General features: G+C 64.8%; 19 protein-coding genes. 15 read left to right on the forward strand and 4 right to left on the reverse strand.

Annotated features, from left to right (window positions below):
* Positions 1-42 precede the first annotated feature (42 nt).
* The 8 genes from BN60_RS06340 (at position 43) to BN60_RS06375 (ending at position 11788) form a co-directional block, all read left to right on the forward strand.
* The gene (locus BN60_RS06340) at positions 43-2127 is read left to right on the forward strand and encodes a hydantoinase/oxoprolinase family protein (protein WP_043283679.1); all 2085 of its coding nucleotides are present in this window, start codon (positions 43-45) and stop codon (positions 2125-2127) included.
* A gap of 10 nt (positions 2128-2137) precedes the next feature.
* Complete coding sequence (locus BN60_RS06345) at positions 2138-3811, forward strand: hydantoinase B/oxoprolinase family protein (RefSeq protein WP_020695168.1); 1674 nt, start codon at positions 2138-2140, stop codon at positions 3809-3811.
* Positions 3812-3842: 31 nt separating this feature from the next.
* Positions 3843-4847, forward strand: coding sequence for a TRAP transporter substrate-binding protein (locus BN60_RS06350; RefSeq protein WP_020695169.1), 1005 nt, complete (start codon positions 3843-3845; stop codon positions 4845-4847).
* A 72-nt stretch (positions 4848-4919) separates the two neighbouring features.
* A complete protein-coding gene (locus tag BN60_RS06355; RefSeq protein WP_020695170.1) occupies positions 4920-5459 on the forward strand; it encodes a TRAP transporter small permease subunit in 540 nt (179 codons plus the stop codon).
* A 3-nt stretch (positions 5460-5462) separates the two neighbouring features.
* Positions 5463-6764 (forward strand): TRAP transporter large permease, encoded by a 1302-nt coding sequence (locus BN60_RS06360; protein ID WP_020695171.1) that lies wholly within the window; start codon positions 5463-5465, stop codon positions 6762-6764.
* 46 nt (positions 6765-6810) lie between these two features.
* A complete protein-coding gene (locus BN60_RS06365; RefSeq protein ID WP_020695172.1) occupies positions 6811-8175 on the forward strand; it encodes a glutamine synthetase family protein in 1365 nt (454 codons plus the stop codon).
* A complete protein-coding gene (locus BN60_RS06370; protein WP_020695173.1) occupies positions 8175-9335 on the forward strand; it encodes an iron-containing alcohol dehydrogenase in 1161 nt (386 codons plus the stop codon). Before BN60_RS06365 ends, BN60_RS06370 begins: the two co-directional genes overlap by 1 nt.
* The gene (locus BN60_RS06375; RefSeq protein ID WP_020695174.1) at positions 9335-11788 is read left to right on the forward strand and encodes a GcvT family protein; all 2454 of its coding nucleotides are present in this window, start codon (positions 9335-9337) and stop codon (positions 11786-11788) included. Before BN60_RS06370 ends, BN60_RS06375 begins: the two co-directional genes overlap by 1 nt.
* Here BN60_RS06375 and BN60_RS06380 read toward each other — a convergent pair.
* Together BN60_RS06380 and BN60_RS06385 are read right to left on the reverse strand one after the other, a co-directional pair.
* Positions 11755-13437 carry a Na/Pi cotransporter family protein gene (locus BN60_RS06380; protein WP_020695175.1) on the reverse strand — a complete coding sequence of 561 codons (1683 nt, stop codon included), beginning with the start codon at positions 13435-13437 and terminating at the stop codon, positions 11755-11757. The genes BN60_RS06375 and BN60_RS06380 overlap by 34 nt on opposite strands.
* A 55-nt stretch (positions 13438-13492) precedes the next feature.
* The gene (locus tag BN60_RS06385) at positions 13493-14359 is read right to left on the reverse strand and encodes a LysR substrate-binding domain-containing protein (protein WP_043284947.1); all 867 of its coding nucleotides are present in this window, start codon (positions 14357-14359) and stop codon (positions 13493-13495) included.
* Positions 14360-14432: 73 nt separating this feature from the next.
* Between BN60_RS06385 and BN60_RS06390 the strand changes: the two genes are divergently transcribed.
* The 5 genes from BN60_RS06390 (at position 14433) to BN60_RS06410 (ending at position 19632) form a co-directional block, all read left to right on the forward strand.
* The gene (locus BN60_RS06390) at positions 14433-15584 is read left to right on the forward strand and encodes a 2-aminoethylphosphonate--pyruvate transaminase (RefSeq protein WP_020695177.1); all 1152 of its coding nucleotides are present in this window, start codon (positions 14433-14435) and stop codon (positions 15582-15584) included.
* Between the two features lie 11 nt (positions 15585-15595).
* A complete protein-coding gene (gene phnA / locus BN60_RS06395; RefSeq protein WP_020695178.1) occupies positions 15596-16861 on the forward strand; it encodes a phosphonoacetate hydrolase in 1266 nt (421 codons plus the stop codon).
* A gap of 10 nt (positions 16862-16871) precedes the next feature.
* Positions 16872-18326 (forward strand): phosphonoacetaldehyde dehydrogenase, encoded by a 1455-nt coding sequence (gene phnY, locus BN60_RS06400; RefSeq protein ID WP_020695179.1) that lies wholly within the window; start codon positions 16872-16874, stop codon positions 18324-18326.
* A 99-nt stretch (positions 18327-18425) separates the two neighbouring features.
* The gene (locus BN60_RS06405; protein ID WP_043283680.1) at positions 18426-18785 is read left to right on the forward strand and encodes a GFA family protein; all 360 of its coding nucleotides are present in this window, start codon (positions 18426-18428) and stop codon (positions 18783-18785) included.
* Positions 18786-18807: 22 nt separating this feature from the next.
* A complete protein-coding gene (locus BN60_RS06410) occupies positions 18808-19632 on the forward strand; it encodes an isocitrate lyase/PEP mutase family protein (RefSeq protein ID WP_020695181.1) in 825 nt (274 codons plus the stop codon).
* Between the two features lie 27 nt (positions 19633-19659).
* On the opposite strand, the gene BN60_RS06415 is transcribed toward BN60_RS06410, so the two are convergent.
* On the reverse strand, positions 19660-20628 hold the full coding sequence (locus BN60_RS06415) for a Bug family tripartite tricarboxylate transporter substrate binding protein (protein ID WP_020695182.1): 969 nt from the start codon (positions 20626-20628) through the stop codon (positions 19660-19662).
* A 48-nt stretch (positions 20629-20676) separates the two neighbouring features.
* Entirely contained in the window at positions 20677-21054 is a 378-nt protein-coding gene (locus BN60_RS06420; protein WP_020695183.1) for a rhodanese-like domain-containing protein, read from the reverse strand.
* A 222-nt stretch (positions 21055-21276) separates the two neighbouring features.
* Here BN60_RS06420 and BN60_RS06425 point away from each other — a divergent pair, with 222 nt between their 5' ends.
* Both BN60_RS06425 and BN60_RS06430 read left to right on the forward strand, forming a co-directional pair.
* A complete protein-coding gene (locus tag BN60_RS06425) occupies positions 21277-22479 on the forward strand; it encodes an MFS transporter (RefSeq protein ID WP_020695185.1) in 1203 nt (400 codons plus the stop codon).
* Between the two features lie 52 nt (positions 22480-22531).
* Complete coding sequence (locus BN60_RS06430) at positions 22532-24022, forward strand: flavin-containing monooxygenase (RefSeq protein WP_020695186.1); 1491 nt, start codon at positions 22532-22534, stop codon at positions 24020-24022.
* The last annotated feature ends 4 nt before the right edge of the window (positions 24023-24026 follow it).

Here is a 24026-nt window from a genome sequence, read left to right on the forward strand (position 1 = left end):
CCCGGTTTACGGTCGTGTCCGCGTCGCGGTTAGGGGTATCAGATCAAGGTGGTTAACGATTTGCGCATTGCCGTCGATATCGGCGGCACTTTCACGGATGTGGTGCTGGAACAGGGGGCTAGGCGGCTCACGCGCAAGCTGCTGACGACGCCCCAGCGGCCCGAAGAAGCGGTGCTTCAAGGCGTCCGCCTGATCCTGGGGGATGCCGGCAAGGGTTTTGGCGACATCGCTGTGTTCGTGCACGGCACGACGCTCGCGACCAACGCCGTCATCGAACGGCGCGGCGCGCGCACGGCCCTGATCGCGACGGAAGGCTTCCGCGACGTTCTCGATATTGCCAACGAAAGCCGCTACGACCAGTACGACCTGACCATCGAGAAGCCCAAGCCCCTGGTGCCGCGCGCGCTGCGCTTTACCGTGCCGGAACGCATGGACGTGCACGGCAAGGAGCGACTGCCGCTCGACGAGGCGGCCGTCCGGGAGTTGGCCAAGCAGCTCAAGCGCGAGAGCATCGAAAGCGTGGCCATCGCCTTCATGCACTCCTACGTCAATCCCGTGCACGAGCGCCGGGTGCGCGACATCCTGAAAGCCGAGCTGCCTGATCTCTGGGTGACGCTCTCCAGCGAGGTCTGTCCCGAGGTGCGCGAATACGAGCGCACGTCGACGGCCGTTGCCAATGCCTACGTGCAGCCGCTGATGGATTCCTACCTCGCGCGCATGCAGTCGGCCTTCGTGGCCGAGAAGTTCAAGGGCACGATCTATCTCGTGACGTCCGGCGGCGGTCTCACCGCCATCGAGACGGCGCGGCGCTTTCCGGTGCGTCTGGTCGAGTCCGGCCCGGCCGGTGGCGCGATCTTTGCTGCACAGGTTGCGGCCCGCGCCGGCGAGAAGCGGGCGCTGAGCTACGACATGGGGGGCACCACGGCCAAGATCTGCCTGATCGACGATTATCAGCCGCACACGGCGCGGCTCTTCGAGGTCGACCGCGCGGCGCGCTTCCTCAAGGGCTCCGGCCTGCCCGTACGCATCCCGGTCATCGAGATGGTCGAGATCGGCGCGGGCGGCGGCTCGATTGCACGGCTCGATGCGTTGAAGCGGGTCACCGTCGGGCCGGAGAGCGCAGGCGCGGAGCCGGGACCGGCCTGCTATGGCCGCGGCGGCAGGCATCCCGCCGTCACCGACGCCAACGTCGTGCTGGGCACCATCGATCCTGCGCACTTCGCGGGTGGCTCGATCGCGCTCGATATCGAGGCGGCCCGCGGCGCGCTGGAGCGCGATGTCGCGGAAGGTATCGGCCTGTCGACCGAGATGGGCGCATACGCCGTCTACGAGATGGTGTCGGAGAACATGGCGAGTGCGGCGCGAGTCCACGCCGTCGAGCGCGGCTCGGTGGTCAATCAATATACGCTGGTCGCCTTCGGCGGCGGCGCACCGCTCCATGCCGCGCGCGTTGCCGAGAAGATCGGCGTCCAGCGCGTGATCGTGCCGCCCAATGCCGGTGTCGGTTCGGCGGTGGGCTTTCTCGCTGCACCTGTGTCCTATGAACTCGTGCGCAGCCGCTACATGCGTCTCGACACGTTCGATGCGGTGGGAGCGACAGAGCTTCTCAACGAGATGAGCGCGGAAGCGACGGCCCTGGTGGCGCCGGGGGCGCGCGGTCTGCCGACCTTCGAGCGCCGTGTCGCGTTCATGCGTTACGTCGGTCAGGGCCACGAAATCATGGTGACTTTGCCGCAGCGGCCGCTCACCGAAGCGGATACCCAGGCGCTGCGCGAGGCCTATGAGAAGGACTATGCCGTCCTGTTCGAGCGGCACATCCCCAACGCCGCGATCGAGGTGCTGAGCTGGTCGGTGCAGGTCTCGACCGAGGCCAAGCGACCGGAGGTGCAGGGCAAGGCGGGGACCGCAGCTGCGCCCGAGCCCGTAGGCCGGCGGCCGGTGTTCGATGGCCGCAGCGGCAAGTCGGCCGAGGTGCCGGTGTATCTCCGCGAGAGTCTGCCACCGGGGAGCGCATTCCAGGGGCCGGCAATCGTCGCCGAAGACGAGACTTCGACCTTCATTTCCGCGAGTTTTGCCGCGCATATCGATGCGTCCGGCTGTATCGTCATGGATCGCAAAGACGCGTGAGGAACCACCGATGAGCCAATCCAACAGCGTCGGCCTGATCGACCTGCAGATCATGTGGAACCGCTTGATCGCGGTGGTCGAAGAGCAGGCGCAGACCCTGATGCGCACTGCCTTCAGCCCGATCGTGCGCGAGTGCGGCGACCTCTCCGCCGGCGTCTTCGACCTTCAGGGGCGGATGCTCGCCCAGGCGGTGACGGGCACGCCGGGCCATGTGAACTCGATGGCCGAATCGGTGAAGCACTTCCTGCGTTACTTTCCGGTCGAGAGCATGAAGCCGGGGGATGCCTACATCACCAACGATCCCTGGATGGGTACGGGCCATCTCAACGATTTCGTCATCACCACGCCCTGCTTCCACAACGGCAAGCTGGTGGCGCTGTTCTCCTGCACCAGCCATCTCATGGATATCGGTGGCATCGGCTTCGGTCCCGATGCGACCGACGTCTTCATGGAAGGCCTCTATATTCCGATGCTGAAGCTCTTCGACCAGGGCAAGGCAAACGAGACATTGTTTGCGATGATCCGCGCCAACACGCGCCAGCCGGTCGACACCGAAGGCGACGTCTACTCTCTGGCCGGCTGTAACGATGTCGGCGCGCGCCGTCTGGTCGAGATGCTGGACGAGTTCGGCATCGACTCGCTGGACGAACTCGGCGACCACATCATCGCCCGCTCGCGCGAGGCCGTGCTGGCGGAGATCGCCAAGCTGCCCAAAGGCACCTGGCACAACACCATGACGGTCGACGGCTACGACGAGCCGGTGACCTTGTCGGCCTCGCTCACCGTGTCCGACACGGGCATCCATGTCGATTACACCGGTACCACCGGCGTGTCGCGGCGTGGCATCAACGTGCCGCACGCCTATACGACGGCCTATACGGTGTTCGGCCTGGGATGCGTGGTCTCCACACATATTCCCAACAACGCAGGCTCGCTCGAGCCGCTTACCGTATCGGCGCCCGAGGGCTCCATCCTGAATGCACCCAAGCCCAGCGCCGTGGCCTCGCGTCATGTCATCGGCCAGATGCTGCCGGACGTGACCTTTGGCTGCCTGCGCCAGGCGGTGCCCGAGCGGGTGCCTGCCGAGGGCACTTCCTGCCTGTGGAACATCAACGTGCGCGGCCACGTGAAAGGCGGCGAGGGCGGCAACTACGGATTCGGCATGGCCATCACCTCCAACGGCGGTACAGGTGCGCGTCCGGACAAGGACGGGCTCTCTGCCACGGCCTATCCCAGCGGCGTGCGTGGCACGCCCGTCGAGATCGCCGAGACACAGACGCCGCTCATTTTCTGGCGCAAGGAGTTCCGTCCCGACTCCGGCGGTGCCGGCCGCACGCGTGGCGGGCTGGGCCAGATCATGGAAATCGAAAGCGGCATCGCGGAGCCGTTTGATCTGTTGGCCGCTTTTGACCGCATCGACCATCCGCCGCGCGGCCGCGACGGTGGCGCCGATGGCGAGGCGGGGTTCGTGGCGCTTAAGTCCGGTGGTAAGCTCAAAGGCAAGGGCTTCCAGCTGATTCCACCGGGCGACCGCCTCGTAATCATGACGCCGGGTGGTGCCGGTATCGGCGCGCCGGCCGAACGCGATCGGGTTCAAGTCGCTAACGATCTCGCCGACGGCTTGATCTCCGAGGAAGCAGCTAGCAAGCTATATGCATATAAGCCGCTTCAAGCGGCAGAATAGCAAAACAGGGAAACAGGGAAGGGAGACTTCGATGAAACTGGGACGCCGAACCGCACTGAAGGTTGGCGCCGGCGCGGCAATGTTCGCACCGGCGATCGTGAAGGCGCAGTCGGGCATGAAGCTTGACCTGGCAACGGTCTGGCCCGATGGCAACTACCACACCAAGAACGCCAAGAAGTTCGCCGAGGAAGTCGGCAAGGCGACCAACGGCGGCGTGGCGATCACCGTCCATTCCGGCGGGTCGCTGGGCTACAAGGGACCCGAACAGCTCAACGCCGTGCGCGACGGGCTGGTGCCGATGGCCGATATCCTGAACATCCAGCAGGTCGGCGATGCGCCGCTGCTGGGCATCGAGGGCGTGCCCTTCCTCGTCGGCAATGCCGATGAACTCAAGGTGCTGCAGAAGTATGCGCGGCCCGAGTTCGACAAGATCGCCACCAAGTTCAACCAGACGATCCTCTACACGGTGCCGTGGCCCACGCAGTACATCCATTGCAATGTCAAGGCGGACACGGTCGACGGCCTGAAGGGCCTCAAGATCCGTGTGCCCGACCGTCAGGCCGGCGACATGATCAATCTGCTCGGCATGTCGGCCGTGCAGATCCCCTGGGGCGAGACGGTGCCGGCGCTGGCGTCGGGCGCCGTGGTGGGCGTCAGCACCTCCTCGGTGTCGGGCGTCGACGGCAAGTTCTGGGAGTTCCTCAAGGTCTTCTACAAGACCAATCATGTCTGGAGCAGCCAGATCGTCACCATCAACAACGACACCTGGAAGAAGATTTCGCCGGCCAATCAGAAGGCGATCACCGATCTCGCGGCGAAGCTGCAGCCGGAGTTCTGGCAGGTCTCGATCGATGCCGACCAGGCCAGCGCCAAGCGGATGATCGAAGGCGGCATGACCATGATCGAAGTGCCGCCGGCCATGTTGGCCGACATGCGCAAGCGGACCGCCTCGCTCGAGAAGGCCTTCATCGATCGCGCCGGTCCGGTCTCGGCCGACATCATCGCCAAGTACAAGAAAGAGCTGGGCCGCTCGTAGCCGGTCTTTGTCGGGAGCGGGTCGGTTGGACGGCGCGCTCCCGCCGAATCTCAAAAGAAAAGAGGAGTATGGATGAAGGCGGATCCGGCGGGCCGTGTCCTTGACCTGATCGATGGGCTGTCGATGTGGGGTGCCTGGGCATCCGCGCTCTGCATCGTCTCGATTCTCGGCCTGATCGTAGCCGAAGTTCTGTCGCGCAACTTCTTCAATGTCAGCCTCTACTTCGCCTGGGAGTTCAGTGCGTACCTCATGGGCGCGGCCTTCCTGATGGGCGCGGCCTATGCGCTGCGCGCCGGGGCGCAAATCCGCGTCAATGTGCTGCTGGAGAACGTGCCGAAGCCTATGGCGCGGCTGCTGGATATCTTCGCCACGATCTGTGGCGTGCTGATCGCCGTCTACCTTACCTGGGCGCTGGGCGAACTCACCTGGCTGTCCTACGTCCGCGAGTCACGCTCGCCGGAAAAGAGCGAGATCCTGCGCTGGATCACCCAGTTCCCGTTGGCGCTGGGCTCGCTCCTCTTCACGTTGCAAACGATTGCACGGCTCGGCCGCCTGCTGCGCGGCGAGCCGGGCGATGATTCCCGTCTCCGTATCGGTCAGGACATCGAATAACGCATGAGTGCCATCCTGACCTGGTTGCTGGTTCTGATGACCGCAACCCTCTGTCTCGGTATCTGGATCGGTCCTGCGCTTCTCGCGGTGGGCGTCGGCCTCCTGGAGATGTTCACGAACCGGCCGACGCACAAGCTGATCGGTGCCTGGGCGTTCAACGTCCTCACTTCGTCGGACATCGTCTCGCTGCCGCTGTTCATCTTGATGGGTGAGCTGCTGTTCCGTACGCGGCTGTCGCAGTCCCTGTTCTCGGGAATTGCCCCCTGGATGAGCTTCCTGCCGGGGCGGCTGTTCCACACAACGGTGATCGGCTGCTCGATGTTTGCCGCCATCTCGGGGTCGTCGGCCGCGACGACGCAGGTGGTGGGCCGCATCACCCTGACCGAGCTCTTGAACCGCGGTTATGACAGGGGGCTCGCGGTCGGCAGCCTGGCGGGAGGGGGAACGCTCGGCTTCCTGATCCCGCCATCGATCCCCATGATCATCTACGCGGTGCTGGCCGAGGAATCGCTGCTGCGATTGTTTACGGCGGGCTTCCTGCCGGGGATCGCGTTGGCCGGCTGTTTCATGGCCTATATGGGCTTGCGGGCGACCCTCAATCCGAAGCTTTTGCCGAGTGACGATCACGGCAACTGGACGTGGTCCGATCGCTTCCGCAGCCTGATCGAGCTGGGGCCGGTCGCCTTCCTGATCCTCTCGGTGCTCGGCACCATGTATGCCGGCATCGCCAGCCCCTCCGAGGCTTCGGCGATCGGCGTGCTGGGAGCCTTGGCGGTGGCCGCCTTCCAGCGCACGTTGAGCTGGAAGGGGCTGCGCGATGCCCTGCTGGGCTCGGTTCAGACGACCTGCATGATCGGGATGATCGTCCTTGGCGCCTTCGTGGTCGGCACGGTGCTCGCCAACCTGCGCGTGCCGCAGTTCGTCTCGGCGGAAATCACCTCGTGGAACCTGTCGCCCTTCGTGTTGATCATGTTCCTGATGTTCTTCTACATCCTGCTCGGCACGGTGCTGGAAGGCTTCTCCATGATCGTACTGACCCTGCCGATCGTGCTGCCGGTCGTGCTGGCGGCGGGCTTCGACAAGGTGTGGTTCGGCGTCTTCCTGATCCTGACCATCGAGATGGCGCAGATCACCCCGCCGGTGGCCTTCAACCTGTTCGTCATCCAGAACATCACGGGCGACTCGCAGACCTACGTCGCCTGGAAGGTCATCCCATTCTTCCTGATCATGATGGGCTTTACGGCCCTGATGACCATCTTCCCCAGCTTCGTGACCTGGCCGGCCGATTTCATCCTGTCGAGGTAGATCGGCCTCTGCCAAACTCCCGAGACTGGAAGTTCTCGGGGGATGAATGGAACCGCGTCAGGTCAAGACAGGCGCCGATGCGCGCAAGATCGTCAAGCAACGCGGACTGACCCACGTCAAGGTGGGCGTCCACGACATAGACGGGGTCCTACGCGGCAAGTACCTGCACGTCGACAAGTTCAACTCGGCGCTCGACGGCGGCTTCGGCTTCTGTGACGTCGTGCTGGGCTGGGACATCAACGACCAGCTTTACGACAACGTCACCTATACCGGCTGGCACACCGCCTACCCCGACGCCATGGTGCGCATCCTGCCCGAGACGTGCCGCGAGATCGCGACCGAGCCGGGCAACCTGATGTTTCTCTGCGAGTTCGTGGACCGAGCCGAGGAGATCTGTCCACGCGGGGTGCTGCGGCGCGTGCTGGCACGGGCAGCCAGGCTCGGCTTCGAGGTCAAGGTGGGCTTCGAATACGAGTTCTTCGTCTTCGCCGAGACGCCCGAGTCGATCCGCGAGAAAGGCTACAGGAACCTGAAGCCAATCTCGCCGGGCTTCTTCGGTTACTCGGTGCTGCGCAACTCCGTGCTGAGCGACTGGTACAAGGACCTCCTCGCCATGTGCGAGGCGATGGACATGGGCATCGAGGGGCTGCACACCGAGACCGGCGCGGGCGTGCTGGAAGCGGCGTTGCGCGTCGACGATGCGCTGGCGGCGACCGACAAGGCCGCGCTCTTCAAGCTCTTCACCAAGGTGCTGGCGCAGAAGCGCGGCTGGCTCGCCACCTTCATGGCTAAATGGTCGAAGGACTGGCCCGGCTGCGGCGGCCACATGCACATGTCGCTGTGGAAGGGCGGCAAGCCGGTGTTCTTCGACGAGAAGGCGCCTTATCGCATGAGCCCGACCATGCGCCATTTCGTGGGAGGCCAGGCGGCGCTGATGCCCGAGCTGCTGGGCATGGTGGCATCCAACGTGAACTCCTATCGCCGGTTGATTCCGGGCTTCTGGGCGCCGACCGTGTCGAGCTGGGGTGTGGAGAACCGCACGACCTCGCTGCGTGTCATTCCGGGCTCGGCCAAGTCGACGCGCGTGGAGTATCGCGTCGCCGCGGCGGATGCGAACCCGTACCTCGCCCTGGCGGCAGCGGTCGGCGCAGGCCTGTGGGGCATCGAGAACAAGGTCGATCCCGGCGAGCCGGTTAAGGGCAATTCCTACGAGAAGAAGCATCCGGCGAGGGCAGAGCTTCCGCGCACCCTGATGGAGGCGGCGGGCCGGCTGAAGGCATCGAAGGTGGCACGCGACCTGTTCGGCGATGCCTTCGTCGATCATTATGCTGCAACACGTGAGTGGGAAGAGCGGGAGTTCCGCAAGGCCATCACGGAATGGGAACTCGACCGCTATATGGAAATCATCTGATGTCACTCGTCGGCAACTGGAACTATCCGACCTCGATTCGCTTCGGCGCTGGCCGTATCCGCGAGCTGGCCGACGCTTGCAAGGCCGTGGGGCTGCGCCGCCCGTTGCTGGTCACCGATCCCGGCCTCGCCAAGCTGCCGATGATCGGCGACGCCGTGACGGGCCTGCGCAAGGCCGGCCTCGAAGTGGCGCTGTTCAGCGACGTGAAGCCCAATCCGGTGGCTGCCAATGTCGAGGCCGGCATCCGGGTGCTGCGGGCCGGCAAGCATGATGGCGTGATCGCCTGGGGCGGCGGCTCTGGCATCGACGCGGCCAAGGCCATTGCCTTCATGGCGGGCCAGACGCGGCCGCTCTGGGATTTCGAGGATGTCGGCGACTGGTGGACACGCGCCAATCCGGCCGGGATCTATCCCTCGATCGCCGTGCCCACGACGGCCGGCACCGGCTCTGAGACGGGCCGGGCGTCGGTGATCACCAACGAGCAGACGCACACCAAAAAGGTGATCTTCCATCCCAAGATGATGCCCTCGATTGTCATTGCCGATCCCGAACTGTCGGTCGGCCTGCCGGCCAAGCTCACGGCCGGCACGGGCATGGATGCCTTCATCCATTGCTTCGAGGCGTATTGCGCGCCGGGCTATCATCCCTATGCCGAAGGCATCGCCGTCGAGGGCATGCGGCTGGTGAAGGAGAACCTGGCGCGTGCGGTGAAGGACGGCCGCGACATCGAGGCCCGCAGCCACATGCTGGCGGCCTCGCAGATGGGCTCGACGGCCTTCCAGAAGGGGCTGGGGGCCATCCATTCCCTGTCGCATCCGGTGGGCGCCGTGCTCGACACGCATCATGGCCTCACCAACGCCGTCGCCATGCCTTACGTCGTGAAGTTCAATCGCGCGGCGATCGAGGAGAAGGTCGTCCGGCTGGCGCGCTGGCTCGACCTGCGCACGCCCACCTTCGACGGCTTCATGCAGTGGACCCTCGATCTGCGCCGAGAGATCGGCATTCCCCATACGCTCGCCGAGCTTGGCGTGAAGGTCGAACACCTCGACAAATTCGCTGCCATGGCCGCCGAAGATCCGACGGCGGGCGGCAATCCGATCAAGGCGGGCGTGCCGGAAATGCGCAAGATGTACGAAGCCGCCGTGGCGGGCCGGCTCTGATGGCCGCCAGCTTTCCGACGCAGGCCCGGGTCGTCATCGTCGGTGGTGGCATCATGGGATGTTCCACGGCCTACCATCTCGCCAAGCTCGGCTGGAAGGACGTGGTGCTGCTGGAGCAGGGCCGGTTGAGCGGCGGCACGACCTGGCACGCGGCAGGACTCGTCGGTCAGTTGCGCAGCTACCAGAACCTGACGCGCCTCATCCGCTATAGCACCGAGCTTTACTCTAAGCTCGAGGCCGAAACCGGCCTTGCCACCGGCTGGAAGCAGTGCGGCTCGCTCTCCGTTGCGCGCACCGAGGAGCGCATGGTGCTGCTGCGCCGCTCGGCGGCCATGGCCAATGCCCAGGGCGTGGCCTGCGAGCCGCTGACGCCGAAGCAGGCGGGCGAGAAATATCCCATCATGCGCACCGACGACCTGGTCGGCGCCGTGTGGCTGCCAGGAGACGGCAAGGCCAACCCGGCCGACATCACCCAGGCGCTGGCCAAGGGCGCGCGCAATGGCGGCGTGCGCATCTTCGAGAAGGTCCGGGTCACGGACGTCGATACCAAGGACGGCCGCGTCACCGGCGTGCAGACGACCGAGGGGCCGATCACGGCCGAGATCGTGGTCAATTGCGCGGGGCAGTGGGCGCGCCAGCTTGGCCGCAAGGTCGGTGTCACCGTGCCGCTCTATTCCTGCGAGCACATGTACATCGTCACCGAGAAGATGGAGGGCGTGCCGCGCGATCTGCCGGTGATGCGCGATCCTGATGGCTACATCTACTTCAAGGAAGAGGTCGGCGGCCTGCTGATGGGCGGCTTCGAGCCCGAGGCCAAGCCCTGGAACAAGGACATCATTCCCGACGATTTCGAGTTCGGTATGCTGCCGGACGACTGGGATCAGTTCCAGATCCTGATGGACAATGCGCTGATCCGCGTCCCGTCGCTGGAGAAGACCGGCATCAAGACGTTCATGAACGGGCCGGAGAGCTTTACGCCCGACCTGAACTATATCCTGGGCGAGGCGCCGCAGGTCCGTGGTTTCTTCGTCGGCGCAGGATTCAACTCGATGGGCATCGCAAGTTCCGGCGGCGCCGGCATGGCGCTTGCCGAATGGATCGTGGCCGGCGAGCCGACGATGGACCTCTGGCCGGTCGATATCCGCCGCTTCGCCAATTTCCACGGCAACGATGCCTGGCTGCGCGAAAGGGTCAGCGAGACCTTGGGGCTTCACTACAAGATGTCCTGGCCGCAGCGTGAGCAGGAGAGTGGCCGGCCGTTTCGTCGTTCGCCGCTCTACGATCGCCTGAAGGCGCGAGGCGCGTGGTTCGGCAACAAGATGGGCTGGGAGCGGCCCAACTGGTTCGCCGGAATCGGCAAAACGCCGGAAATGCAATACGGCTGGGGCCGCGGCGCCTGGTTCGATGCGGTCGCTGCCGAGCATCGCGCGACGCGCGAAGGCGTGACGGTGGTCGACGAGACCTCGTTCGGCAAGATCCTGGTACAGGGGCGCGATGCCGAAGCAGCCCTGCAACAGCTCTGCGCCAATGACGTTGCTCTGCCGGTCGGGCAGACTGCCTACACAGGCGCTTTTAATGCGCGGGGCACCTTCGAGAGCGACTTCACCGTGGCGCGGCTGGCGCGCGACAAGTTCCTGATTATCACCGGCTCGGCCCAGCCGACGCGCGACATGGATTGGCTGGGCCGCAACCTGCTGCCCGACGCACATGTCGTGCTGACGGATGTGACGTCCGCCTGGACCGTGCTGTCGGTGATGGGGCCTAAGAGCCGCGCGCTCCTGCAGAAGGTGAGCCGCGCCGACTTCTCCAACGAAGGCTTTCCATTCGCAGCGATTCGCGAGATCGGCGTGGGCTACGCCACGGTGCTGGCGGCGCGTCGCACCTATATGGGCGAACTGGGCTGGGAGCTTTACGTGCCGGCCGAGTTCGCCGCGACGGTGTTCGAGACCCTACACGAGGCAGGTGCCGAGTTCGGCCTGCGCGATGCCGGTTACTATGCGGTCGAAGGCCTGCGTCTGGAGAAGGGCTACCGCGCCTGGGGGCGCGAGTTGACTCCGGACGACACGCCGTTCCAGGCCGGCCTCGCCTGGGCCGTGAAACTCGACAAGCCCGGTGGCTTTATCGGTCAGGAGGCGCTGGTCGAGGCCAAGACCAAGCCACTGACGCGGCGGCTGGTATCGGTAGTGCTCGAGGACCGCGAACCGTTGCTATGGGGCGGTGAAGCTCTTCTGCGCGACGGAGCGCCGGTGGGTGATCTCACCTCGGCTGCCTACGGCCACACGATCGGCGCTGCGCTCGGGCTGGGTTACGTGAAGCGCGCCGACGGTTCGGCAATCGATGCAGCCTGGCTGGAAGCGGGCCGGTTCGAAGTCGATCTTGCCGGCACCCGGCTCAAGGCCAAGGTCTCGCTGCGGCCGCCTTACGATTCCGCCGGAGCCCGCATCAAGGTCTGATCGGCAGGCTTGAGGCGCGTTTCGGCAAGTTCGCCGGCCGCTTCCAGGATGGGATAGGCGACCGTCGTCAGATGGCCGTTGATGCGCTTCAGGTCGCGGATCACATCCATGTGGATCGAGCTGGTCTCGATGGATTCCGGCCGGCCCTCGCGCAAGCGTGCGAAGTGGCTGTCGCCGGCGTGCATCTCCGCCTCGCGCATGGACGTCTTCTCGGCGACAAGACGCCGGGCCAGCGTGATGTCGCGGGTCGTGAACACGTTCAGGGCCAGCCGCAGGTTCTCGAGGACGCGGGCATGGAAGGCGCGGAGCTCCTTCGTGCCCTCGGCCGAGAAGGAATAGCGGTTCCTGATCTTCTTGGCGGCGAGTTCCATCAGGTTCTTGTCGATGATGTCGCCGACATGTTCGAGATTCGTGGTGAATGTCAGGATCTCGACGTAGCGCCGGCCATCCTCCTCGCCGAGCTCGTTGCGCGAGGTCTGGACGAGGTAGAGCTTGATCGCCTCGTAGAGGTGATCGACGGCATCGTCGGCCGCCTCAATCGCCTTAACCGCCCGGGCGTCGTTGTTCTCCAGGGCGTCCATGGTCTGGCGCAGCATGTCGGCGACCTTGTCGCCGAGATTGAGCGTCTCGCGCATGGCACAGGCCAACGCCTCGGCGGGCGTGTCGAGCACGTTGGGGTCGAGATGGCGAGGGCGGCCGGGGTCGTCGGCCTGAGGCCGATCAGGCACCAGCCGCCGACAGAGAGCGGCCAGGGGGTCGTTCAGCGGCAGGAAGACGATGGCTGCCACCACGCTGAACGCGGTGTGGAAATTCACCAGGAGCCGGGCGGGCGCGGGATCGATGAACGCCAGCCAGTGGTGAATGGGACCGAGGAAGAACAGCAATCCGGCCCCGACCGCGACACGCGTGATCAGATTGCCGAGAGGCACGCGACGGGCATCGACATCGGTGGTCGACTGGTCGAAGTAGGGCGCAATCGCGCCGCCGATATTGGCGCCGATGATCAGCGCAAGGCCGAGCTTGGGTTCGATAATGCCGCTGCTCGCAAAAGACATGACCAGCAGGACCGACGACAGGCTGGAATGTACGAACCACGTCGCTGCGGCAGCGAAGACGACGGCCAGCACGTATTCGTCCTGCAGGCCCGAGAGCACGGCGACGAAGGTTGGCGAGGCCCGCAGCGGCGCGGCGGCGGCTTCCAGAAGATGCAGCGACAGCAGCATCAGGCCGAGGCCAATCGCGACGCGGCCAAGATGGCGGGCCTTGTCCGAACTGTTGGACAGGAAGGCGATTACGCCGACGGCAATCATGAACGGCGACACCCAACCCAGGTTGAACGACAGGATCTGGGCGGTGAGGGTGGTGCCGACATTGGCGCCGAGCATGACGGCGAGCGCGATCGACAGCGGGATGAGTCCGCGGCTGGCAAACGAGGCCAGCAGCAGCGCTGTCGCCGTGCTCGACTGCAGGATACCGGTGAGGCCGACGCCGCCGGCAAAGGCGGTGAAGCGATTGCGCGCGCAAGCGCCGATGGCGCGGCGCAGGGTGGCGCCGAATGCGCGCGTCAGTCCGGTGCGGACCATGCGGACGCCCCAGAGCAGCAGGCAGACGCTGCCCAGCACGTTCAGAACTGTGTCGACACCCTGCATGATCGCCGAACCCTACGCCTCGCTCTCTAGATGTTAAAGTTTTTTGACTAATTTGTTACGACGCAAGCTTGCTTGCTTCGTCCATGAAGGCCCGGACCAGTGCGACGCGGCGGCGTTCCTGGAGGCAGACCGCATACTCGGCCACGGCAAGATCACGATCGGCGATGACGATGCGGCGGAAGCGGCGGTCTTCGCCGAGTTCGCTCGCAAACACTGCGCCGATACCGAAGCCTGCCGCCACCGCCTCGCGCACGCCTTCGCGCGTCTGCACTTCGACGATGGAGGCTGGCTTGATATCGGCAGCGGCCATCGCCTGTTCAAGCACTTCTCGTGTGATCGAACCGCGTTCACGCAGGACCAGTTCCTGCCCGGCAAGCGCGGCAAGAGGGGTGCGGCCACGCCGCGAGAGCGCATGGCGCGCCGGTACGAACAGGACCACTCGGTCCGTGCGCAGCCGCACCGTATGAAGCCGTGGGTCGGAAATGCTCTTGGCCATGACTGCCACATCGGCCTCGTGACGCAGCAGGCGTTCCAGCACGCCGGCGGAATTGTCGATGGAGAGCGCAAAGGTGAGGCCGCCGGCTCGTTTGCGCAGCGCGGCCATGATCGGCACGACATGATGGGCGGAGTCCGCGGCGATGCGCAAATGGCCGCGCACCAGCGCCTGCTCGCCGGCCAGCAGTGCCTGCGCCTCGTCCTGAACGGCGAAAAGGCGCGTCGTGATGCCGTGCAACTGACGGCCGGTCTCCGTTGGCGTCACGGCGCGGCTCTTCCGGTCGAACAGGCGCACGCCGTAGCTCTTCTCGAGGGCGGTTACTTGGCCCGACAGGTTGGGCTGGCTGAGGCCGGAGGCGCGCGCGGCGGCGGAAAAGGAGCCGGCTTCGGCGACAAGATGAAAGGCGCGGAGCTGCGTGGGTGTCATATAGAGAAAACCAATAGGTAGCATATGGAATATATACTGGACGGATAGAACATGCGAGCCGATCATTGATCTCATGACGACCCCGAAAGCCTCTTCCGAAACCGGCGATCCACTGCTGCTGACGCCTGGTCCGCTCACCACCTCGGCCAGCGTGAAGCAGGCCATGGTCCACGACTGGGGCTCGCGCGATCAGGGATTCATCGCCATCAACAAGATGGTGTTGGAGAAGATCGCCGAACTGGCCGGCGCGCAGGACACCCATGTCACCGTGCCAGTGCAGGGGTCGGGGACCTTCGCCGTCGAGGCGATGATCACGTCCTTCGTGCCGAAGACGGGCAAGCTCCTGGTCGTCATCAACGGCGCCTACGGCCAGCGCGCCAGGAAGATTGCGGAGATCGCAGGTCGCGGCGTTGCGACCTACGAGACGCCGGAGGACACACCGCCCGATCTCGCCAAGCTCGAAGCGATACTGGTGGCCGACAAGGCAATCACCCATGTCTTTGCGGTTCACTGCGAGACGACCTCGGGCATTCTCAATCCCATCGTCGAAATCGCTGCGCTGGTTGCGAAGCAGGGCCGCCGCCTGTTGGTCGACTCGATGTCTGCCTTCGGAGCCCTTGAGATCGATGCGCGCCAGGTGCCCTACGATGCGCTGGCGGCTTCCTCGAACAAGTGCCTCGAAGGCGTGCCGGGGCTGGGCTTCGTCGTCTGCCGCAAGGCCGCGCTGGCCGAGTGCAAGGGCAATGCGACGACGCTGGTGCTCGACCTGTTCGACCAGGCCGAGGGTTTTGCCAAGACCGGCCAGTATCGCTTCACGCCGCCGATCCACGTCATCGTGGCGCTGGGCAAGGCGATCGAGGAGCATGCGGCCGAAGGTGGCGTGGCGGGTCGCGGCAAGCGTTATCGCGAAAACGCTAAAGTGCTGATCGACGGCATGCGCGCCATGGGCTTCCGCACGCTTCTCGACGACCGGCTGCAGGCGCCGATCATCATCACCTTCCACATGCCGACCGATCCAAGGTTCGTGTTCCAGCAGTTCTATGATGGCCTGAAGGACCGCGGCTATGTGATCTATCCGGGCAAGCTCACGGTGGCGGATTCCTTCCGCATGGGCTGTATCGGCCGGCTTTATCCGGAGCACATGAAGGGCGCTCTCGCCGCGGTACGCGAGGTGCTCGACGAGATGCGTGTTTCCAACGGCGGCCCGGCCCTGGCGGCCGAGTAGGAGTTAAGAAGATGGCGCCTGACAGTCTGAACACCAGCGGCGGAGAGATCGCCGTCAACGGCCGCCGCTATCGTCTCCCGAAGGAGCCTGTCGTCGTCGTCTGCGTCGACGGTTCGGAGCCGGGCTACATCGAGCGCGCCGTCGAGGCGGGGCAGGCGCCCTGGTTCGCCAAGGTACTCAAGAACAGCACCAACCTCGTCGGCGATTGCGTGGTGCCGTCCTTCACCAACCCGAACAACCTCTCGATCGTCACCGGCCGGCCGCCGGAAGTGCATGGCATTTGCGGCAACTACTTCCTCGATCCCGACACGGGCAAGGAAGTGATGATGAACGATCCCAAGTTCCTGCGCGTCGAGACGCTGTTCCCGGCCTTGCAGCGCGCCGGCTGCCGGATCGCCGTGGTCACGGCCAAGGACAAGCTGCGCGGCCTGCTGGGCAAGGGCCTGGAGCTGGGCGCGGGCAAGGCCTGTTCCTTCTCTTCGGAGAAGTCGGACAAGGCCACGCTGGCCGAAAACGGCATCGACAAGGTGAACGAACTGGTCGGCATGGGCGTGCCCGACGTCTACAGCGCCGGCCTCTCGGAGTTCGTGTTTGCGGCCGGCGTCAAGATCATGGAACGCGACCGGCCGGAGATCATGTATCTCTCGACCACCGATTACATCCAGCACAAGCACGCACCGGGTACGCCGGTCGCCAATGCCTTCTACGCCATGATGGATGGCTATCTGGCCAAGCTCGACGCCATGGGCTGCACCATCGTGGTCACCGCCGACCACGGCATGAACGCCAAGTTCGGCAGCGACGGCCAGCCCGACGTGATCTACCTGCAAGACGTCTTCGACGGCTGGCTCGGCAAGGACAAGGCGCGGGTGATCCTGCCGATCACCGATCCCTATGTCGTGCACCACGGCGCGTTGGGTTCCTTTGCCGTCGTCTATCTGCCGCAGGGCACGACGGCCGCTGAGGCAGCCGCGAAGCTGAAGGCGATGCCGGGCGTCGAGGCCGCCCTCACGAAGGAGGAGGCGGCGGCACGCTTCGAGCTGCCGGCGGATCGTCTCGGCGACCTGATCGTGGTCTCGACCAAGCACAAGGTGCTGGGAACGTCTGCGGCACGGCACGATCTCTCGGGGCTCACCGAACCGCTGCGCAGCCATGGCGGCATTTCCGAGCAGAAGGTGCCGGTCATCTGCAATCGCAAGCTGGCCGACGGCGCCGCTGCCTCCAGGCGCTGGCGCAACTTCGACGCCTTCGATCTCGCCCTCAACCTCGTCGCCTGAGAGAGCATCCATGGACACGATCACCCGCACCGGCGCCGATGTCCGGCACGAGCATCTGCGCATCGCAGGCCGCAAGGTCGAGACGGGCGCGAGACTGGAAGTGCGCTTCCCCTGGGACAATCGCCTCGTCGGTACCGTGCCGCGCGCCACGCCGGAGCTGGTGGCCGAGGCCTTTCAGATCGCGCACGACTACAAGCCGAAGCTGACGCGGTATCAGCGCCAGCAGATCCTGCTCAAGACTGCCGACCTGCTGGTCGCGCGCAAAGAAGAGTTGTCGCGGCTCATCACCCTGGAGTCGGGACTCTGCCTGAAGGACTCGCTCTATGAGGTCGGCCGGGCCTACGATGTCTTTACGTTTGCGGGCCAGCTTTGCATGCTCGACGATGGCCAGACCTTTTCGTGCGATCTCACCCCGCACGGTAAGTCGCGCAAGATCTTCACCCTGCGTCAGCCGTTGAATGCCATTTCGGCGATCACGCCCTTCAACCATCCGCTGAACATGGTCGCGCACAAGCTGGCGCCGGCCTTCGCAACCAACAACTGCGTGGTGCTGAAACCGACGGAGCTGACGCCGCTCACCGCGCTGTTCCTGGCGGACACGCTCTACGAAGCGGGCCTGCCGCCCGAAATGCTGTCGGTCATTACCGGCAATCCGTCCGACATTGGCGACGCCATGATCGTCGATCCGCGCGCCGATCTTGTCACTTTCACGGGCTCCGTGCGGGTCGGCAAGTACATCGCCGAGAAAGCCGGCTACAAGCGCATCGTGCTGGAGCTGGGGGGCAACGATCCGCTGATCGTCATGGAGGATGCCGACCTCGACAAGGCGGCGGACCTCGCCGTTGCCGGCGCGACGAAGAACTCCGGCCAGCGCTGCACCGCCGTGAAGCGCATCCTGGTGGTGGAAAAGGTGGCCGACGTCTTCGTCGAGCGGGTGCTCGCCAAGGCGAAGAAACTCAAGGCCGGCGATCCGCTCGATCCGGAGACCGATGTCGGTACCGTCATTCACGAGCGCGCCGCCACGCTGTTCCAGAACAGGGTCAGCGAGGCGGTGGCCAAGCACGGCGCCAAGCTGCTGCATGGCAATGATCGCCGTGGCGCGCTGTTTCCGCCCACCGTGGTCGATCATGTCGACCCTCAGGCCGAGCTGGTGCGCGAGGAGACGTTCGGGCCGGCGATCCCGATCATCCGCGTCAAGGATATCGCCGACGCCATCCGCGTCTCCAACGGCACGGCCTACGGCCTCTCCTCTGGCGTCTGCACGGACCGGCTGGACTACATCACCCGCTTTGTCGACGAGCTGCAGGTCGGCACCGTCAATATTTGGGAAGTGCCTGGCTATCGCATCGAAATGTCGCCGTTCGGTGGCATCAAGGACTCCGGTCTTGGCTACAAGGAAGGTGTCCTGGAGGCGATGAAGAGCTTCACCAACGTGAAGACCTGGTCCTTGCCCTGGCCGGGCTAGGGACAGATCGAGTAGGGAGCCTCGCGTCCCTGGCAGAAGCCTCTGGACCTTCTCCTCGATAAAGAACATATAGAGAACAGTGTTCTGGAGGAGGAAGCCGTGACGGAGACGAAGTCCTATTCAGGAAGCTGCCATTGTGGGGCCGTGGCCTATGACGTCGAACTCGACGTCTCAGGGGCGATCAAGTGCAACTGTTCGATCTGCAGCCGGCTCGGCGCCGTGCTGGCTTTCGCTCCCAGAAGCAAGCTGACGATGAAGTCCGGCGAGAACACCCTCGTCGATTACCAATTCGGTAAGAAGCGTCTGCGTCATCGCCATTGCAGAACCTGCGGGATCGAGACCTTCGCCGAAGGCGCGATGCCCGACGGGACACCGACGGTCGCCATCAATCTCCGTTGCATCGATGGGATGGACGTGGACAAACTCTCGCCCCGCCCGTTCGACGGGCGAAGCCTTTAGTGTTGTGAGTAGGGGAAGCACCATGAGTGTCAGTCAGGCAGACAAGGCCAGGAAGTTCCGCGCTCTGCACGAGGCGCCCGGCGCTTTCATCATTCCCAATCCATGGGATGCGGGCTCCGCGCGCGTGTTGGCCGGCCTCGGTTTCGAGGCACTGGCAACGTCGAGCGGCGCCAAGGCGGGTGTGCTGGGGAAGCGCGACGGCAAGGTGACGCGCGAAGAAGCGCTGGCCAATGCGCGTCTGATCGTGAACGCGACCGACCTGCCGGTCGCCGCCGACCTCGAGAAGGGCTTTGGCGATTCGCCGTCGGATGCGGCCGAGACGATCCGTCAAGCCTCGGGTGTAGGTTTGGTTGGCGGCTCCATCGAGGATGCGACCGGCGACAAGGACAAGCCGCTCTACGACATCGAGACGGCTGCGACACGGGTCAAGGCGGCCGTCGAGGCGGCGCGCGCGCTGCCCGTGCCGTTCGTGCTGACGGCGCGGGCCGAAGGGTTCCTGCGCGGACAGGCCGACCTCGGCGATATCATCAAGCGTTTGCAGGCCTACGAAGCGGCCGGCGCGGATGTGCTGTTCGCACCCGGCCTGCCGGACCTCGCGGCGGTGAAGAAGGTTTGCGGCGCCCTCAAGAAGCCGTTCAACTTTATGGTCGGCATCAAGGGTAAGTCGTTCAGCAAGGCCGAACTGGAGGCCGCCGGCGTGAAGCGCATCAGCCTCGCGACGTCGCTCTATCGTGCCGCCATGACAGGGCTCGTCGACGCGGCCAAGGAAGTGAAGGAAAAAGGCACCTTCACCTATCTCGATCGTTCGATCTCCACGCCGGACCTCAACGCCTTCATGAAGGAGTAGGGCGGGAATCTCTATTGATCCCTCTGATCAGTCGAGGGTGATCCCCAGATCGCGGATGAGCTTCTGCCAGCGCGCCGACTCGCTCTTCAGCAAGTCGGCGAACTCGGCGGGCGTGCTGCCCACGGGCTCGACGCCGAAGTCCTGAAGCTTCTTGTTCACGCCGGGCTCGCGGATGGCGGAGACGATCTGCTTGTTGAGGGCAGCAATGGTATCGGGTGGTGTTGCTGCAGGCACCACGAGGCCGACGAGGGCGGCCGCCTCGACGTTCTTGTAGCCGAGCTCGGCGAAGGTCGGCACGTCGGGCAGTTGCGGCAGGCGCACGGCGTTGGCCACGGCAAGCGGCTTCACCTTGCCGCCCTTGATGAAGCTGGCGCCGGCGGCGAGATCCACCATCATGGCAGGGACCTGTCCGCTCACGAGGTCGGCCAGGGCCGGCGCGGCGCCTCGATAGGGAACATGCACCAGGCGCAGCCCGGTCTCGACCTTCAGCAGTTCCATGGCGAGATGATGCGGGCTGCCGGCACCGGCTGAGGCGTAGTTGATGCCTGTGGACGACGCCTTGGCCTTGTCGATGAAGGCCTTGGCGTCGGTGATGCCGCTCTCCGGGTTGACCACCAGGATCATCGGGAAGCGGCCCATCAGCGTAACCGGCGCCAGATCCTTGGTCGGGCTGTAGGCGAGCGACTTGTAGAGCACGGGGTTGAACACCATCGTGCCATTGTCGGCCGAGAGCACGGTGTAGCCGTCGGCTGGTGCGCGAGCGGTCTCCGCGGCGGCAACTGCAGTGTTGGCGCCCGGCTTGTTGTCGACGATTACCGTCTGGCCGGTCTGCGTCGAGAGCTGCTGGCCGATAGTGCGCGCCAGAAAGTCCGAGCCGCCGCCGGCCGGGTAGGGCACGAGCCAGCGGATCGGCTTGGACGGATAGGTCTGCGCCGTGGCGGTCGAAGCTGCCAGAACGGAGAGGGCCAGAATGCAGCCGGCCAGGAGCTTCTTCATGGTGCCTCCGGAATCAGCCTGAACGCAGAACGGGACCGGATCGAGAGGTTACTTCTCGACGGCTCCGCCGCTTTCGGCCCAGTCCTTGAAGGCGCCGAGGTTGTGGACGTCGTTGAAGCCGAAATCCTTCAGCACCTTGCCGCTCAGGGCAGACCGGCCACCGGAGGCGCAGTAGACGATCACCGTCTTGCCCTTGTCGAAGCTCTTGTCGTGATAGGGCGAATCGGGATCGGCGCGGAACTCGAGCATGCCGCGCGAGACGTTGACGGCGCCGGCGACCTTGCCGCTCTTCTCGACTTCGGCGGAATCGCGCACATCGACCACCAGTGTATTGCCCTTGGCGATCATCTCCTTGGCCTGAGCCGGCGTGATCTTCGGGACGGCCGCGTTCGCCGCTTCCATTAACTGCTTGACGTTCGTTGCCATGGATTTCCTCCTAGTGATCGTTGTCGTGGGAACTGGTGGAATTTCCAGTCCGGCGTATGCAGTGTGACCCAATTGAAAGCTCCGAGGGAAGAGTGATGTTGTCCTTGTCCCGCAGTCCGCGGCTCGGAATAGTCCTTGTCGGCAGCGCGCAATCCGAGATGCAGAAGCGCTGGGGCGACGTCCTCCAGAAGGGCCATATCAAGCCGAACTGAGCAGGTCCTCGTGTTCCATGGTTGGCGGGTCGTTGCGGCCTGCTTCGTCATCGCGGCCTTCGCCTGGGCGTTGGGTCTGTTCGGCGCCAGCGTCTACCTGCAGGCAGTCACCGCCGCGCATGGCTGGCCGGTCTCGGAGGTCGCCTCGGCGATCACGCTCTTCTTCCTGGTAAGCGCCAGCATCCAGCGTCTCGTCGGCCGCAGCATCGACCGCTGGGGGCCGCGGCCGGTCCTATCGATCGGCGTTGTTTCCATGACTCTGGGCGTCGCGCTGATCGGGCAGGTGAGCGCGCCCTGGCAGCTCTATCCCTGCTTCGTACTGGTCGGCATCGGCTGGTCGACCCTGTCGACTACCGGCATCACCGCGACTGTGGCGCCCTGGTTCGAGCGCCATCAAGGGCGCTCCATGACGCTCGCCATCATGGGCGCCAGCCTGGGGGCCATCCTCGGCGTGCCGTTGCTGCTGTTCGTCTTGGCACGGCTTGGCCTGGGGCAGGGATTGATTGCTACCGGCATCGTTGCGGCGGCGTTCCTGCTGCCGCTGATCTGGCGCGTGCTGCGCTTTCGCGGTCCAGCCGATCTCGGCGTCGGCCGCGACGGCGAGGCGTCTGCCATGGGCACTGCGCCGTCTACTGGCCCGACGCCCGTCGCCACTCTGGGGCGGCCCCGCCTCCTGCTGTGGAGCGCGGCAGTGGGGTTTGCCCTCGCCCTCACGGTGCAGATCGGATTCATCACCCATCACGTCGCTTTGGCCGAACCACTGCTGGGGACGGCGGGAGCGGGCCTGCTGGTGAGCGCTACCGGCGTGACAGCCTTCGTGGGCCGGCTCGTGCTGGCGCGGATCGTCGACAAGGTCGATGTCCGCGGCCTGGCCTGCCTCGTCATGGCCGTCCAGACACTCGCCCTGCTTGCCATCGCGCTCTGGCCGACCGTGCCGATGCTCGTCGCGGCGAGCTTGGTCTACGGCTACGGTATCGGTCATGTGACGACCCTCGGTCCCGTCGTCGTTCGCCGCGAGTTCGGCGCCGCTGCTTTCGGCGCGACCTACGGCACGGCCGCGACGGTCATCCAGCTGACGTCGGCTTTCGGACCGGCCTTGCTGGGCTTCCTGCGCGATGGATTTGGCGGGTATGGGCCGGGGCTGGTGCTGGCCTCGATCATCACGACAGTGGGCTGCTTGGCGCTGTTCGCCGGAAGGCGATGGGGCCGCTAGATCTGCGGAGGGTGGAGTTGCCATGCCTCGCACTTTCCGCGATGAAGTTGGCATGGATACAATCGCCGCCCTGATGCCGGCTGACCGCACGGCGTCTGAACATTTCGACGTGCTGATCGTCGGCGCCGGCCTGTCAGGCATTGGCGCCGCCTGGCACCTGCAGAAGGAATGCCCGGGCAAGAGCTACGCAATTGTGGAAGCACGCGAGGCGAGTGGCGGAACCTGGGACTTGTTCCGCTATCCCGGCGTCCGCTCCGACTCCGACATGTACACGCTCGGTTATCGCTTCCGGCCGTGGAAGGATGCCAAGGCGATCGCCGACGGGCCATCGATCCTGTCCTACATCAGAGAGGTCGCGACCGACCACGGCATCGATCGGAAAATCAGGTACCAGCATCGCGTCGTCGGCGCTTCCTGGTCGACGCCCGACTCGAAATGGACAGTCGAGCTGGAGCGAGGCCCCGACAAGGAACGCATCTTCATCTCCTGCGGCTTCCTGTGGATGTGCAGCGGCTACTATCGCTACGAGGCGGGATACTTGCCGGAGTTCGCGGGTACCGAGCGGTTCAAGGGCCAGATGATCCACCCGCAGCATTGGCCCCAAGACCTCGACTATGCCGGCAAGAAGGTCGTGGTGATCGGCAGCGGCGCCACGGCGGTTACCGTGGTGCCGGCGATGGCCGAGACGGCGGCTCACGTCACCATGCTGCAGCGGTCGCCGACTTATGTCGTGGCACGGCCGGCCGAGGATCCGATCGCCAACAAGCTCAAGCGCAAGCTGCCGCTTGGCCTCGCTTACATGATGACGCGCTGGAAGAACGTGCTGCTCGGCATGTATTTCTACCAGATGTGCAAGCGCAAGCCGGAGAAGGTGAAGAGCCTGATCCTGGGTGGCGTGCGCCAGATGCTGGGGCCGGACTACGATGTCGGCAAGCACTTCACCCCGCGCTACAACCCCTGGGACCAGCGCCTTTGTCTCGTGCCCGATGCGGACCTGTTCCGCGCCATCCGCAAGAAGCGCGTCTCCGTCGTCACCGACCAGATCGAGACCTTTACTGAGACGGGTATCAAGCTGAAGTCAGGCGAAGAGCTGGAGGCTGACATCGTCGTGACGGCGACCGGGCTGGTCCTGCAACCGCTCGGTGGCGCGAGCCTTGTCGTCGACGGCAAGCCGGTGAAGCCTTGGGAGACGATGATCTACAAGGGCATGATGTACAGCGACATCCCGAACCTCGCCTCGGTGTTCGGCTATACCAACGCGTCGTGGACACTGAAGGCCGATCTCGTCTGCGAGTATGTCTGTCGCCTGCTGAACCATATGGACCGCAAGGGCTTCAGGCAGTGCACGCCACGCAACAACGATCCGACCCTGACCGAGGAGCCGTGGGTCAACTTTTCATCAGGCTACATCCAGCGTGCGCTGGCGCATCAACCCAAGCAGGGCTCTAAGCGCCCCTGGAAGCTCTATCAGAACTACGCGCTGGATCTGGTGAGCCTGCGTTACGGCTCGGTGCGCGACAAAGCGATGGCTTTTACGCGTTAAGGGG

This window comes from Reyranella massiliensis 521 (assembly GCF_000312425.1).
In the GTDB taxonomy this organism is placed as follows: Bacteria; Pseudomonadota; Alphaproteobacteria; order Reyranellales; family Reyranellaceae; genus Reyranella; species Reyranella massiliensis.